The 13,268-nt window shown below is 68.0% G+C and carries 16 protein-coding genes; 6 read left to right on the plus strand and 10 right to left on the minus strand.

All coding sequences use genetic code 11. The features are described 5' to 3' along the window. Window positions 1-152: 152 nt before the first annotated feature. The 3 genes from PV773_RS12830 to PV773_RS12840 all read right to left on the minus strand — a co-directional run bounded on the left by PV773_RS12830 (window position 153) and on the right by PV773_RS12840 (window position 1,519). Window positions 153-638, minus strand: coding sequence for an SRPBCC family protein (locus PV773_RS12830; RefSeq protein ID WP_347966716.1), 486 nt, complete (start codon window positions 636-638; stop codon window positions 153-155). Window positions 639-727: 89 nt separating this feature from the next. Then, the gene (locus PV773_RS12835; protein ID WP_347966717.1) at window positions 728-976 is read right to left on the minus strand and encodes a ParB N-terminal domain-containing protein; all 249 of its coding nucleotides are present in this window, start codon (window positions 974-976) and stop codon (window positions 728-730) included. A 69-nt stretch (window positions 977-1,045) separates the two neighbouring features. Then, window positions 1,046-1,519 carry a hypothetical protein gene (locus PV773_RS12840; RefSeq protein WP_347966718.1) on the minus strand — a complete coding sequence of 158 codons (474 nt, stop codon included), beginning with the start codon at window positions 1,517-1,519 and terminating at the stop codon, window positions 1,046-1,048. Window positions 1,520-1,746: 227 nt separating this feature from the next. Between PV773_RS12840 and PV773_RS12845 the strand changes: the two genes are divergently transcribed. After that, window positions 1,747-1,917: a hypothetical protein gene (locus PV773_RS12845; protein WP_340037548.1), complete on the plus strand. Its 171-nt coding sequence runs from the start codon at window positions 1,747-1,749 to the stop codon at window positions 1,915-1,917. Window positions 1,918-1,984: 67 nt separating this feature from the next. Beyond that, on the plus strand, window positions 1,985-3,031 hold the full coding sequence (locus PV773_RS12850) for a DUF1176 domain-containing protein (protein ID WP_347966719.1): 1,047 nt from the start codon (window positions 1,985-1,987) through the stop codon (window positions 3,029-3,031). A gap of 3 nt (window positions 3,032-3,034) precedes the next feature. Here PV773_RS12850 and PV773_RS12855 read toward each other — a convergent pair whose 3' ends face one another. The 7 genes from PV773_RS12855 to PV773_RS12885 all read right to left on the minus strand — a co-directional run bounded on the left by PV773_RS12855 (window position 3,035) and on the right by PV773_RS12885 (window position 9,707). After that, window positions 3,035-3,874 carry an alpha/beta hydrolase gene (locus PV773_RS12855; protein WP_347966889.1) on the minus strand — a complete coding sequence of 280 codons (840 nt, stop codon included), beginning with the start codon at window positions 3,872-3,874 and terminating at the stop codon, window positions 3,035-3,037. Window positions 3,875-4,167: 293 nt separating this feature from the next. Continuing rightward, a complete protein-coding gene (locus tag PV773_RS12860; RefSeq protein ID WP_347966720.1) occupies window positions 4,168-5,778 on the minus strand; it encodes a molybdopterin-binding/glycosyltransferase family 2 protein in 1,611 nt (536 codons plus the stop codon). After that, window positions 5,775-6,485 carry an XdhC family protein gene (locus PV773_RS12865; RefSeq protein WP_347966721.1) on the minus strand — a complete coding sequence of 237 codons (711 nt, stop codon included), beginning with the start codon at window positions 6,483-6,485 and terminating at the stop codon, window positions 5,775-5,777. Before PV773_RS12865 ends, PV773_RS12860 begins: the two co-directional genes overlap by 4 nt. Before the next feature lie 4 nt (window positions 6,486-6,489). After that, window positions 6,490-6,825, minus strand: coding sequence for an XdhC family protein (locus tag PV773_RS12870; protein ID WP_340037554.1), 336 nt, complete (start codon window positions 6,823-6,825; stop codon window positions 6,490-6,492). 20 nt (window positions 6,826-6,845) lie between these two features. Then, on the minus strand, window positions 6,846-8,090 hold the full coding sequence (locus PV773_RS12875) for a VWA domain-containing protein (RefSeq protein ID WP_347966722.1): 1,245 nt from the start codon (window positions 8,088-8,090) through the stop codon (window positions 6,846-6,848). Window positions 8,091-8,263: 173 nt separating this feature from the next. Continuing rightward, entirely contained in the window at window positions 8,264-9,193 is a 930-nt protein-coding gene (locus tag PV773_RS12880; RefSeq protein ID WP_347966723.1) for a MoxR family ATPase, read from the minus strand. Between the two features lie 19 nt (window positions 9,194-9,212). Next, the gene (locus PV773_RS12885; protein ID WP_347966724.1) at window positions 9,213-9,707 is read right to left on the minus strand and encodes a flavin reductase; all 495 of its coding nucleotides are present in this window, start codon (window positions 9,705-9,707) and stop codon (window positions 9,213-9,215) included. 155 nt (window positions 9,708-9,862) lie between these two features. Between PV773_RS12885 and PV773_RS12890 the strand changes: the two genes are divergently transcribed. The 4 genes from PV773_RS12890 to PV773_RS12905 all read left to right on the plus strand — a co-directional run bounded on the left by PV773_RS12890 (window position 9,863) and on the right by PV773_RS12905 (window position 13,250). Further along, a complete protein-coding gene (locus PV773_RS12890; protein ID WP_347966725.1) occupies window positions 9,863-10,924 on the plus strand; it encodes a branched-chain amino acid ABC transporter substrate-binding protein in 1,062 nt (353 codons plus the stop codon). Continuing rightward, window positions 10,921-11,925: a P1 family peptidase gene (locus tag PV773_RS12895; protein ID WP_347966726.1), complete on the plus strand. Its 1,005-nt coding sequence runs from the start codon at window positions 10,921-10,923 to the stop codon at window positions 11,923-11,925. Before PV773_RS12890 ends, PV773_RS12895 begins: the two co-directional genes overlap by 4 nt. A 72-nt stretch (window positions 11,926-11,997) precedes the next feature. Continuing rightward, window positions 11,998-12,708, plus strand: coding sequence for a DUF2259 domain-containing protein (locus tag PV773_RS12900; protein WP_347966727.1), 711 nt, complete (start codon window positions 11,998-12,000; stop codon window positions 12,706-12,708). Window positions 12,709-12,785: 77 nt separating this feature from the next. Next, complete coding sequence (locus PV773_RS12905) at window positions 12,786-13,250, plus strand: hypothetical protein (protein WP_347966728.1); 465 nt, start codon at window positions 12,786-12,788, stop codon at window positions 13,248-13,250. The last annotated feature ends 18 nt before the right edge of the window (window positions 13,251-13,268 follow it).

Genomic DNA, 13,268 nt, shown 5'->3' on the forward strand with positions numbered 1-13,268 from the left:
GATAGGCTTGAGGGACAGCACCCCCTCCGTCCTGAGCCTGTCGAAGGGCCGCCCATCTCCCCCGCAAGGGGGGAGATCAGGCCGCCATCGACGGCCAACGACAAAAAGGCCAGGCCGATGCCGACCTGGCCCTTTGAAGCGAAAAGTCGGCCTCAGAGCGTCTTGGCGAGCGCCTCGAGCTGCTCGGTGCACAGGCCCCAGCCCTCGTGGAAGCCCATCTTCTCATGTGAATCGCGGTCCTCGACCGACCAGTGCCTGACGGTGGCGGTGTATTTCGTCTTGCCGCCGCCGACGTCCTCGAAGGTCAGGATGCCCACCATGAAGGGCTTTTCGGACGGCTCCCAGGCACTGGTGAAGGCGTCGGTGAACACCAGCTTCTGGTTCGGCACGACCTCGAGGTAGACGCCGGAGCTCGGATAGTCGACGCCCTCGGGGCTCTGCATCACCACCGCGTTCGTGCCGCCGGCACGCACGTCGAGCCTGGCGCTCGCCGTCGTCCAGGGCAGCGGCGCGAACCACTTGGGCAGCAGCGCCGCGTCGGTCCAGCAGCGGAAGACCTTCTCGCGCGGCGCATCGATGATGCGGCAGAGAACGAGTTCGCGGTCGCTGGCGGGGGTGGCTTCAACAACGGTGGTCATGAGAAATCTCCAAATGAGGTCAAATTCCACCACAAGGACGTACGGCGTCCAGCGGTTCCTACACCGCACGGTGTAAAATCTTCGCGAGGTCAATGCCGGCGGGCATGCACCAGGTAGGCGTCGATGGCCGTCTCGCCCAGCCATTTCGCGGCTTCGAGCCGGTGCAGCCCCTCGATCAGGACATAGCGGTCGCCGTCGACGCGCACCTGGATCGGCATCTTCATGCCGTTTTCGAGGATGTCCTCGGCGAGATGGCGCACGGTCTCGGGGTGCAGCGTCTTGCGGCGCGCGGCGGGCACGTAGATGGCATCGAGTGGGATACGCTGAATTCTGAGCATGAGGGCTCCCGCACAGGCACGAGCTATAGATTTTCGCAGATGGGCCGCGCTGTCGAGAGGCTTCGGCGGTCAGGGCTTCTTCTTCGCCGCGCGCCGCCTGGCATCGTCGATCAGCATGTTGGCGAGCTGCATGCGCACCATGGCGCGCTGGCGCAGATGCGGGGCCACGCGGTCGGGATGGTTGGCGAGCGCGAAGCTGCGGCGCATTTTGGCAAGCTCGGCGGGCTTGGCCTCGGCGAGTCCGAGTTCGGCGGCGATCGTTTCCGGATCAATCGACGGCGGTTCGGGCTCGTCGGCGGCCGCGGTTTCCGTCTTCATCATGTCGAGCAGCGACACGAACTCGTCTTCGAGCGCAGCCCCCGCCTCGCGGTATTCGGCGACGACCGTCTGCCCGTCGACGCGGATGCGACCCGAATGGAGTTCTTCGGCGACGGCGAGATAGTCGAAGGGGATGGTCGGCGCAGGCGCAACCTCGGTCCGCTCCGACGCGACGATCAGGTCGTCGAGCAGCGAAGCGAAGTCGCGACTGGTTTCGGTGCCCATGCAAGCCCCCTCCCGCACGAAACGCATGATACGGCAAAACTGGCCGGAACATAGTCCAAGCCGGTTAAAAATCGCTTCGAGGCAATCGCCGCATCTTATTGGATTCCGGACAGGTTCGGCGACTGCCCGGAACGGGCCCTGCATGGCAGACATGCTTATGTTGCACTGCACAATCGATAAGGAATCGCCTATATGCAGGTCAGGGAGGACCAACAGGAGCCTGAGAGATGGGTTTCTACACCGAATTGTTCGCCCGTCCGCGCCCCCGCGAAGAGGCGCGCTACCGCGCAGCGCTGGCGTTGCTCAACGCCATGAGCAATGCCGACCGTTTCGACATCGGCATCAAGCCGGCGGATTTCCCGCGCATCGCCCGCGAAATGTCGGCACGCCAGGCGTGACGGGCCGTTCGCGTCACTGCGCTGCCGCAATCCACGATGCATGATTGCGGCAGGCAGGAGATTCGCGATGAGGACCTTTTCTTCGACCAGCGCAGCCGCCGCCCTGGCCCTGACCGGGCTCTGGTCTCTGCAATCGCTTGCGGCCGAATTGCCCTACCTCGACGACCGCTCCGATCCCGCGGCCGTGGTGCGCTCGCTCTACAATGCCGTCAGCCGCAAGGAATATGCCCGCGCCTGGGACTATTTCGGCGACACCAAGCCGGCCAAGGATTTTTCGAGCTTCGCCAAGGGATACGAGACGACCAGCCGGGTCGACGTCGAGACCGGTCCGGTGAGCGAGGAAGGGGCCGCCGGCAGCATCTTCTACAACATCCCCGTCGCGATCCGCGCGGTGAACGCCGACGGCTCGGAGAAGGTGTTTGCCGGCTGCTACACCGCCCGGCAGGTGAGCGCCTCGATCCAGGAGCCGCCATTCCGGCCGATCCAGCTCGACAAGGGCAGCCTCCAGCCGGCCGACGGCGAGCTTGCCGACGTCTTGCCCAAGCAGTGCGGCGAGGCGCCGCCGCCCGAGACCGACGCCGTGCTCGAACTTGCCAGGAAGCTGTTCGCGACCAGCCGCAAGGGCCAATGCGACGCCGGCGACGGCAGCCGCGACGACGCGGTCGCGAACTACACCATCTCCTACCGCAACAAGACCGACGCCGACGACGCCGCGCCCAGCACGGCCCGGCTGTTCCGCTTCTTCTGCTCGATGGGCGCCTACAACGAGACCCATGTCTACTATCTCTGGAACCAGATCGAGGGTCTGCGCGAACTGCATTTCGCGGTGCCCGAACTCGACATCAGCTACGAGAACGACAACACCGAAGGCAAGGTCGAGAGCGTCGACATCATCGGCTATCGCTCCGAGGGCGAGCTGGTCAACTCGTTCTACGACGAGAAGAAGCTGTCGATCGCCTCGCACTCGAAGTGGCGCGGCGTCGGCGACGCCTCGTCGGACGGGCTGTGGATCTTCCGCGACGGCGCGTTCACGCTCATCAAGTACGACGTCGACGCTTCCTATGACGGCGAGATCAACCCGGAGAACGTGCTCGACTACGACACCGGGCCGTGACCGCTACCTGGTGGCAAGGATCCAGTTGAGCGTCTCGCGCCAGTCGGTCATGCGGATCGGCGTGCCGTGGGTGCCGGTCTCGAAGCGGACGAAGCGCGCCGGATAGCCTTTGCTCTTGGCGAGGATCGAGCGGAAGAAGGCTTCCTGCTTCTCGACCGGGAACACCGGATCCTTGCTGCCCTGGCCGAAGAATACGGGCACCTTGGCGGCGTAGGCTGGGGACTTGAGGAAGCCGTCGTCCCACAGCGAGCCGAGCAGCATCAGCCCGCTCAACTGCCTCGCCGCCTTGGCGTCGCGCGCCAGCCCCCAGCACAGCGCTCCGCCCATAGAACCGCAGGCGACCACTATCTTCGCGCCGGGCGATCGCGCGGCGTAATGGTCGATCAGCGCCGCAACCTCGGCCACGCCCTTGTCGCCGAAGTCGGAGAAATCCGGCGACAAATAGAGCCCGCCACTGGCGACCATCAGGTTCTTGATGCGGTTGAAATTACCGCCGAAGGTGAAGTCGTCGACCCCCTGCTTGCGGCTGCCGCCCTGGCCGTGGAGGTAGAGCACGATGACCGCAGCACCCTCGGTCTTGCCAACGGCGAAATGCCGGATGTCGCCGGCGTCGGTCTTGAGCACCAGGTCCTGCTGCGCCCGGCGGACACCGGTGGAGACGTACTTCCCCTGCACGCGGCGTTCCGGCACCTGGTCGCGCTCGTCGATGTCGCGCGCCTCGCGATAGTCGACGACGCGATAGGTCTCGCCCTCCGAGGACAGCAGCGACGGATAGGCGAAGAGCTCGTCCTTGTAGGGGGCCAGCGTCTGGGCGTGGGCGGGGAAGGCGAAGGTGGCGAGCAGGACCGGAGCCGCCGCACGCAAAAGGCAGGCAGAAAGCCGGTGGAACCTTGCGCTCCTGCGCACCCCCCTCTGTCCTGCCGGACATCTCCCCCACAAGGGGGGAGATTGGCTGTCATCGGCGCCTTCGCCCTTCTGCAACGTCGGGTAAGCGACGCCGGCAAAGCTGCTGATCTCCCCCCTTGAGGGGGAGATGGCCGGCCCTTCGACAAGCTCAGGGCCAGAGGGGGGCGCGAAGGAATGCGGGGCTGAATCGAGAGACATGACCTAGGGTTGGCTAACCGAGAGGGCGTTTGTCAATCCTGCAGCACCCCGCCGGCCGTCCGCAGCGCCTCGGGCGTATCGACGTCGACGGCCGCACCGGCGCCGATCTCGACGTCGACGACATCGACGCCCTCGCTCTCGATCAGGTGGCGGGCGCCGGTGTCGCCTTCGAGATGGGCGACGGCGGCGAACAGCGCCCTGGGCAGGATCACGGGATTGCCGCGCTTGCCGCCATGGGTGGCGCGGACGACGACGCGGGCCCCGGCGCGTTCGAAGGCTTCGATCAGGCGGTCGAGATCGCCCGGCAGCACCTCGGGCATGTCGCCGAGCACGATCAGCGCGCCGGCGGCCTCCTCCGGCAGCGCCGCGACGCCGGCCTTCAGCGAACCGGCGAGGCCGCTGGCGAAGTCGGGGTTGTGGGCAACGGGCAGACCGAGCCCGGCGAGCGCCTCGCGGATGCGGGCCGCCTGGTGGCCGGTGACGACCACCGCCGCCTCGGCCTTCGAGGCGAGAACGCGTTCGGCCGTGCGGCGCACCAGCGGCTTGCCCTGGAACAGGGCCAGGAGCTTGTTGGGCCCGCCCATGCGGCTGGAGCGGCCAGCGGCGAGCAGCACGGCATGGACCTTCGGCGGCACGGGCACGGCCGGCGCCTCGCGCGGCTGCGGCCGCGACGGAATTTCCATGAGCAGGCCCCCTACCCCCATGCCGCTTATGTCGGCCGCGGTGATCTCGAGGCCGGCGATCAGGCGGTCGAGCACCCAGTCGAAGCCGTTCTCCTTGGGGCTGCGGGCGCAGCCGGGGGCGCCGAGCACGGCGGTCTCGCCGATATGGCCGAGCACCAGCAAATTGCCGGGATCGACGGGCATGCCGGAACGGGTGACGCTGCCGCCGGCGGCGCGGATCGCCGCGGGGATGACGTCGTCGAAATCGGCGAGCGCCGAGGCACCGAAGATGACGAGCAGGTCGTGATCGCGGGCAAGCACCTTCGCGGCCTCCGCCACGGCGCCCGCCTCGTGCGGCGTGCGCCGCTCCGCCGTCATGCGGCTGCCGGAACGGGCGAGCCGCTGCTCGGTGACGCGCGCGGTCTTGTCGAGCACGCTCGCCTTCACGCTCGGCAGCACTGTCTGGATGACGCCGACGCGCCTGGCGACGAACGGATTGACGGCGAAGATCTCGCGGCCGGCGCACAGGTCGACCACCTTGCGCACCAGTTCGCCGGCCACGGCGAAGGGGATGATCTTGACGGTCGCGACCATCTGGCCCGCCTCGACGGTGGCATGGCGTGCAAGCGTCGCGACCGTGATCGACGGATCGACCGCGTTGATGGCGTCGATCAGGGCGGCATCGACGGTGAAGACGCCCGCCGAGCCGGCATGCAGGTTGACCCGGCCGGTGGCGGCCGGCTTCACCTCGACATGGCGATGGCGCATGGCGGCGGCGATCGCCGTGGCGGCTTCGTCCTCGCCGAGGTCGCCCGGCTCCAGGGCGGCGACGACGACCTCGCCCAGGCCCGCCGCCTGCAAGGCTGCGACGTCGTCGGCACCGAGAACGTGGCCCTTGCGGTAGCGACGGTCGCCGGCGGCGGTCGCGTGGGCCAGCACCGCGCCCTGGGCTTCGGCAACCGGGATGGGTCCGAACTTCACGCCGCCTCGCCTTTCGTGATGCCGGCGAGTCCGCGCGAGCGGAAGGCGGCGATGACCTGCGCCAGGACCGCGACGGCGATCTCGGCCGGGTTGGCAGCACCGATGGCGAGCCCGATCGGCGCGTTGATACGCTCGATCTGCTCCGGCGTCGCGCCCATGGCGAGCAGCCGTTCGACGCGCCTGGCATGGGTTTTCCGGCTGCCCAGCGCGCCCACGTAGAAACACCCGGCGTCGAGCGCGGCCTTGAGCGGATAGTCGTCGATCTTGGGATCGTGGGTGACCGCCGCGAGCGCCGCGTAGCGGTCGAGCGGATGCTCCCTGAGCACGTCCTCGGGCCACTCGGCGCTGAGCTCTACGTCGGGAAAACGCTCGCCGCTGGCGAAGGCCGTGCGCGGGTCGATGATCTCGAGCGGGAAGCCGGCGATCCTGGCCATGGGCGCGAGCGCCTGGCTGATGTGCACGGCGCCGATCACCACCAGCCGCGGCTGCGGCAGGTGCACGTTGAGGAAGAAGCTGCGGCCCTCGGCCTCGACCATTCCAGAGGCGCCGGTGCGGAATGCCCTGGCGATCGCAGCACCGAGATCGCCGGCTACCGCATCGCCCTCCCCGACCACGCGGTCGCGGCCGTCGCCGAGGTCGGTGACGACGATGGCCGCGCGCCGGGCCCGGCGTTCGCCATTGAGTGTCTTCAGAACATACGGATCCATTCGATCACCCCAGCCGCTCGACATAGACCCGGATGCGGCCGCCGCAGGAGAGCCCGACCCGCCAGGCCGTCTCGTCGGCGACGCCGAAATCGAGCATCCTGGGCTTGCCGCTGGCAATGACGTCCAGCGCCTCTGAGATCACCGCGCCCTCGACGCAGCCGCCGGAGACGGAGCCGTGAAAGGTACCCTCGGCATCGATGACGAGGTGGCTGCCGACGGGACGCGGCGCAGAGCCCCAGGTCTCGACGACGGTGGCGACCGCCACGTCCTTGCCGTCCTTCATCCAGCCCTCCGCGATGATCAGCGGATCGCGGGCCTCGTCCAGGAACTTGCTTGGCATCGTTTCCTCCCTTCCGACGCTCAGGCCGCGCGGCTCAAGCCGGCGAGCCATCGCCTCGGATCGCTGCTGCGCGAAGCGGGCGCGCCGAGCGAGGCGCAGAGATCGCCGAGCGCGTTGAGATTGTGGACGGCGCGGAACTCGTCGACATGCGGCAGCATGGCGCGCACGCCGCGGGCACGGGCCTCGAAACCGTCGAAGCGCAGCAGCGGGTTGAGCCAGATCAGCCGCCGGCAGGACTTCTTCAGCCGCTCCATCTCCTCGGACAGGCCGGCGACGTCGTCGCGCTCCAGCCCGTCGGTGATGAGCAGGACGACCGCGCCCTGCCCCAGCACACGCCGCGACCACAGCCGGTTGAACTCGCCGAGCGCGTCGCCGATGCGCGTGCCGCCCGACCAGTCCTTGACCATGGCCGCGCAGCCGGCCAGGGCCTCGTCGGGGTCGCGGTGGCGCATCTGGCGCGTGAGATTGGTGAGCCGCGTGCCGAAGACGAAGGTATGCACGCGCCGCCGCTTCTCGGTCAGCGCATGCAGGAAATGCAGGAAGATGCGCGTGTACTGGCTCATCGAGCCCGAAATATCGGCAAGCACGACGAGCGGCGGATGCACCTCGCGGGCCGAACGGAACTTCGGCAGGATCAGCTGGCCGCCGGTGCGGGCAGCCGCACGCAACATCGCGCGCGGATCGGCCTTGGCGCCATGCGGGTCGGGCTTGAAGCGGCGCGTGCGCACCAGGTCGAAGGGCAGCCTGAGCGCTGCGATCTCGCGGCGCGCCCGCGCAAGCTCGGCGGCGCTCATCTGGGCAAAGTCTTTGGCGCGCAGCACCTCGTTGCCGGAGACCGTGAAGCGCGCGTCGACCTCGACCTCGGGGATCTCGCGCGGCTGCCGGGCGTTCTCATGGCCCTCGAACATCGCCTGGCTGACGCGGCTTTCGGCAGCGCGCGGCTTCTGCTTCTCGCGATGATCGAGTGCCACGGGCGAAAACATCGCCAGCATCTTCTCGATCAGCTCCCGCGACTTCCAGAACAGGCGGAAGGCCTCGTCGAAGGTGGCATGGTCCTCGTGGCGGGTGACGAGCACGGCATGCAGCGTCCAGTAGAAATCGTCGCGCGACCCGATGCCGGCCGCGAGCACCGCCTCGATGGCGTCCTTGACCGAGGCGGGGCCGACGCGCATGCCCGCCTTGCGCAACGCGCGGGCGAAATAGACGATGTTGTCGGCGATGCGACCTTCGGGCTGGATGACACTGGGCGGGGGCGCTTTGGTCATACCCCCACCCCTAACCCCTCCCCACAAGGGGGAGGGAGACTTGGAGAGCGGGCGTCCCACCTGACAACCCACCGAATCGCGTCGCGCAAAACCGGCGCGAACGCAGCAGAATTTCCCCTCCCCCTTGTGGGGAGGGGTCAGGGGTGGGGGTAAACGCGAGCGCTTCCATCGCCCTACTCCGCCGCCGCCAGCTCCGCCTTCACCTCTTCGAGGATGCGGCGGCCCTCGCCCTGCTCGATGCGGGCGATGTCGTCCTGGTACTTGAGCAGCACGCCGATGGTGTCGGACACGGTCTCGGGGTCGAGCGCTACCTTGTCGAGCTCGGTCAGGGCGCCGGCCCAGTCGATGGTCTCGGCCACGCCCGGCACCTTGAACAGCTCGATCTCGCGCAGCCTCTGGATGAAACGGACGACCTCGGCCGAAAGCCGGCGGTTGGCTTCGGGCACCTTGCGGCGGACGATCTCGAGCTCGCGCTCTGCATTGGGATAGTCGACCCAGTGATAGAGACAGCGGCGCTTCAGCGCGTCGTGGATCTCGCGCGTGCGGTTGGTGGTGATGATGACGATCGGCGGCTCCTCCGCCTTGATCGTGCCGAGTTCGGGCACCGTCACCTGGTAGTCGGAGAGGATCTCCAGCAGGAACGCCTCGAACGCCTCGTCGGTGCGGTCGAGCTCGTCGATGAGGAAGACGGGGGCCGCCCCCTCCTTGCCGGTCAGCGCATCGAGCACGGGGCGGCGGATCAGGTATTTCTCGGAGAAGACGTTCTTCTCCATGTCCTTGCGGTCGACCTTGCCTGTAGCCTCCTCCATGCGGATCTCGATCATCTGGGCGGCATAGTTCCACTCGTAGACGGCGGAGGAGACGTCGAGACCCTCGTAGCACTGCAGGCGGATCAGCCGGCGGCCGAGCGCGCTGGCCAGAACCTTGGCGATCTCGGTCTTGCCGACCCCGGCCTCGCCCTCGAGGAACAGCGGGCGGCGCATGCGCAGGCTGAGGAAGAGCACGGTCGCAAGCGCGCGGTCGGCGACATAGTCGGCGCCGGCGAGCATAGCGAGCGTCTCGTCGATCGAATTGGGCAAGGGACGAGGCGCAAGATCGGTCATGGTGCTTCCGAAGATCGGCCTAGAGCACGTGGTAGCTGCGGCCGTGGTAGATCAGGGGACGGAGGTTATCGCCGATGCGCAGGCCTGTCACCCTGCCGAACATGATGCGGTGGGTGGCCATTTCCTTGGCGTCGACGAGCTCGCAATCGAACACCGCCACCGCATCGACGAGCACCGGGGCGCCCGATGCCAGCACCTCCCACTCGGCCATGGCGAACCGGTCTTCCGGCGAAAGGCCGGTGACGCCGGAAAAGGCGACGGCCAGCGGTTCGTGCCTGGCGGCCAGGGTGTTGAGGGCAAAGTTGCCGTTCTTGACGAAGGCGTCGTTCTTCGGGTTCTCGCGATTGACGCAGACGAGCACGGTTGGCGGATTGTCGGTAACGGAGCAGGCGGCAATCACGGTCGCGCCGCGCCTGCCGGCCGCCCCATCGGTGGTCACCAGATGCACCGCACCGGCAAAGTGGCTCATCGCGTCGCGGTAGGCCTGCGGCCCGACTTCAAACTTCTTCAGCACCAAACTTTTCCTGCGGTGGAACCTGATCGCTATATATGGCCGCATAATTGAGCCCACAAGCAAATGGGCCACAAGTGCATTGCGCTTGTCCGGGCCAGGCAGTAGGTCAAGCAGGCTGCGTAAATATACGCACGCAGAGGATATTGTTGGATCGAATGCGACCCGCTGCGGGCTTCATCACGGCATGTGCGGCCGGGCTCTTTGCTCTGGCCGCCCAGGCCGAACCGGCAAGGATCGGGGTGGCCGCGCCACTCTCCGGCGCGTCGGCCATATTGGGCGGGCAGGTGCGGACAGGCGCGGTGATCGCCGGCGAATCGCTCGGCGTGGCGCTCGACGTCGCCGACGACCGCTGCACCGCCGAGGGCGGCGCCGAGGCGGCCAGACGTTTCGTCGAGGCCAAGGTCGCGGTCGCCGCCGGGTTTCTGTGCGCGGAAGCACTCGAAGCCGCCCTTCCCGCGCTGAAGCAGGCGGGAATCCCGGTCATTACCGTCGGTGTGCGCACCGACGGCCTGACCGACCGGCGCGAAAAGACCGGCTGGCCGATCTACCGGCTCGGCCCGCGCGGCGATGGCGAGCGCGAGGCCGCGGCAGCGATCCTGACGAAGATGTGGCGCAACGACCTGTTCGCCGTCGTCGACGACGGCACGATCTATGGCCGCGAGCTCGCCGAGAGCTTCCGCGTGGCGGCCGAGCAGTCCGGCCTCAAGCCGGTGTTCGTCGACACCTTCCGGCCGCAGTTCGACAACCAGGTGGCGCTGGTGGGGCGCCTGCGCAAGGCGGGCGCGACGCATGTGTTCGTGGGCGGCGACGGCGAGGACATCGCGGTGATGGCGCGCGACGCGGCCATGCTCGGCACCGACATGGTGTTTGCCGGCGGCGAGACGCTGCGCCTGGCCGACCGCGCGGTTCCGCCCGCCGAAGGCACGCTGATGATCGCGCCGGCGGAATGGACGAGCCTCGCAGCGCCCGCGGTCATCTCGGCCTTCTTGGCCCGCAAGGCGACGACCGACGGCTATGCGCTGCCGGCCTATGCGGCGGTGGAGATCGCCAATGCCGCGGCAACCAGCGGCAAGCCAGTGACCGAGGCGCTGGACGGACGCGATTTCGACACCGCTCTGGGAACGATCCGTTTCGACGCCAAGGGCGACCTAGCCACAAATCCCTACCGGCTGTTCCGTTTCGACGGGACGAACTACGTGCCCCTGGAAACGCAATGACGCTGAAAGCCGGACCGCTCAACCTGATCACCGACGTCGCGGGCCTCCGCGTCGGCAACGCCGCCGACCAGAAGGTGAAGTCGGGCGTGACGGTGATCCTTTGCGACGAGGCCACGACGGCCGCCGTGCAGGTATTGGGCGGCGCGCCGGGCACGCGCGAGACGGACGTTCTCGAACCGCACAACGCGGTCGAGACGATCAACGCCGTGGTGCTGTCGGGCGGCTCGGCCTTCGGCCTCGACGCCGCGTCTGGCGTGCAGGCGGCACTGCGCGAAAGGGGCGTCGGCTTCGAGGTCGGCGGATACCGGGTGCCGATCGTGCCGGCGGCGATCCTGTTCGACCTCAGGAACGGCGGCGACAAGGACTGGGGCCGCTACGCGCCCTACCGCGAACTCGGCTACGACGCGGTGCAGGCGGCCTCCGCCAAGTTTGCCATCGGCACGGCGGGCGCCGGAACCGGCGCGCTGAGCGCCGGGCTCAAGGGCGGCCTCGGCTCGGCCTCGACCGTATTGTCTACCGGGGTGACCGTCGGCGCTCTCGCGGCCGTCAATCCGGTGGGTTCGGTCACGGTAGGCCGGACGCGGCACTTCTGGGCCGCCCCATTCGAGATCGGCGATGAATTCGGCGACCTCGGCTATCCCGCGCCGATGCCGGAGGATGCAACGAGGGTGCTGCTGAAATTCCGCGACAAGGCATATGGCGCCAACACCACCATCGCCGTCGTCGCGACCGACGCCGTGCTGACCAAGGCTGGGGCGAAGCGGCTGGCGATCGCCGCCCATGACGGCTTCGCGCGTGCCATCTGGCCGAGCCATACGCCGATGGACGGCGACCTGGTCTTCGCGCTGGCGACAGGCCGCAGCGGCAAGGTGCTGTCGCCGGACGAGACCATCGACCTCGGCGCCGCGGCGGCCTCGACCATGGCGCGGGCGATCGCACGCGGGGTGCATGCGGCAACGGCCGCTCCCGGCGATGTGATGCCGCCATGGTCGGCGCGGTGATGCAATATCCTTTTTGATCTGTAGTTTAGCGCATTCACCTGAACGACTGATTCAAATCCAAGGAGAGGTGGCGTGGGTAGCTGGAAGCTCTTTTGCCTCGCGGGCGTGCTGTCGCTGGGCGTCTCGCAGGTCGCCCTGGCGGGCGACGCGTCCGAACTCAACGTGCTCGGCTTCAGCGCCGACGGCAATATCTTCGCGTTCGAGGAGTTCGGCATCCAGGACGGCTCGGGCTTTCCCTATGCCAACCGCTTCTACATCGACACGGCCACCGACAAGTTCATGCCCGGCACGCCGGTCAGGGTGCGCCTCGACGACGAGACCGCAGGCCTTGAAGCGGCGCGCGCCGAAGCCCGCAAGCAGGGCGCCAAGATCGTCGCGGACGAGGTGCTGGCCGAGAACCGCGGCTATCTGGCCGGCTTCAACGCGATCACCGAGGCCAGCGCCGACCCGTACCGGATGACGGTCAACCCGCGGCCGGTGTTCCCGCCGATCGACGAGCAGCTCGAGTTCCGGCTGGAGGAGGTCTCGCTCGGCGAGATCGAGCGCTGCCCGTTCGGCCCGATCAAGGGCTTCAAGCTGTCGCGCGTCGACGCCAAGGCGGGCGACAAGGTGCTGCAGGAAGACACCTCGGTGCCGCAGAGCCGCGGCTGCCCGACCGGCTACCGGATCGGCGGGGTGCAGACCTTCGAGGGCGGCGCGGTCTATGCCGTGCTCGTCTCGGTCATCGGACAGGGTTTCGAGGGACCGGACCACCGCTGGCTGGCCGTGACCGGCAGGCGGTGAGACCGCAGCGCTCCCTGGCCCAGGCGGAAGCCCCGGCTGCCTCCGGCGACGGCTTCTGGCCACGGCTGCGGGAAGCCATGCCGGCGCGACGAACGGCGCTGGCGGGTTCGCTCGCGTGGGGTGCGGCGATGGGCGCGAGCGCGCTCATGTCGCTGCTCTTCGTCCATTGGGAAACCCTGGCGCTGGTGCGTTCGGTCGTCGTGCTGTTCGCCGTGGGTGGGGCGCTGGCCTTTCCCCTCGCCTGCACCATCGCCCGGATGGTTTCGCGCGGCCGCAACCGGCAGACCGCGTTTGCCGCGGCCTTGGTGTCCTTCACAGCAGTCACGATCGGGCTTACCGCGCTGATCTACGCGTTGCAGTACCGGCGCTATTATGCCGAATGGCACGCCGAGCCCTTCACCGTGACCTGGACGCTGCAACTCGTCTTCACCGGTCTCGTCGCGCTGTACCAGTTCGCCGTTCTCGGCATCCGGCTCTATTTTCCGCTCGGCATGGCAGCGCTTTTCGCGGTCGCGCTCTGGTTTGCCCGACGATCGCGTTGAGCATTGGGCCAGCCTCTG

It is taken from the genome of Mesorhizobium sp. CC13 (assembly GCF_039907765.1).
Lineage (GTDB): Bacteria > Pseudomonadota > Alphaproteobacteria > Rhizobiales > Rhizobiaceae > Aminobacter.

Bases quoted from the DNA above. Each gene is read 5' to 3' on its own strand.
- PV773_RS12830 (WP_347966716.1), bottom strand. From the start codon at position 638: ATGACCACCGTTGTTGAAGCCACCCCCGCCAGCGACCGCGAACTCGTT.
- PV773_RS12835 (WP_347966717.1), bottom strand. From the start codon at position 976: ATGCTCAGAATTCAGCGTATCCCACTCGATGCCATCTACGTGCCCGCC.
- PV773_RS12840 (WP_347966718.1), bottom strand. From the start codon at position 1,519: ATGGGCACCGAAACCAGTCGCGACTTCGCTTCGCTGCTCGACGACCTG.
- PV773_RS12845 (WP_340037548.1), top strand. From the start codon at position 1,747: ATGGGTTTCTACACCGAATTGTTCGCCCGTCCGCGCCCCCGCGAAGAG.
- PV773_RS12850 (WP_347966719.1), top strand. From the start codon at position 1,985: ATGAGGACCTTTTCTTCGACCAGCGCAGCCGCCGCCCTGGCCCTGACC.
- PV773_RS12865 (WP_347966721.1), bottom strand. From the start codon at position 6,485: ATGGATCCGTATGTTCTGAAGACACTCAATGGCGAACGCCGGGCCCGG.
- PV773_RS12870 (WP_340037554.1), bottom strand. From the start codon at position 6,825: ATGCCAAGCAAGTTCCTGGACGAGGCCCGCGATCCGCTGATCATCGCG.
- PV773_RS12875 (WP_347966722.1), bottom strand. From the start codon at position 8,090: ATGACCAAAGCGCCCCCGCCCAGTGTCATCCAGCCCGAAGGTCGCATC.
- PV773_RS12880 (WP_347966723.1), bottom strand. From the start codon at position 9,193: ATGACCGATCTTGCGCCTCGTCCCTTGCCCAATTCGATCGACGAGACG.
- PV773_RS12890 (WP_347966725.1), top strand. From the start codon at position 9,863: ATGCGACCCGCTGCGGGCTTCATCACGGCATGTGCGGCCGGGCTCTTT.
- PV773_RS12895 (WP_347966726.1), top strand. From the start codon at position 10,921: ATGACGCTGAAAGCCGGACCGCTCAACCTGATCACCGACGTCGCGGGC.
- PV773_RS12905 (WP_347966728.1), top strand. From the start codon at position 12,786: ATGCCGGCGCGACGAACGGCGCTGGCGGGTTCGCTCGCGTGGGGTGCG.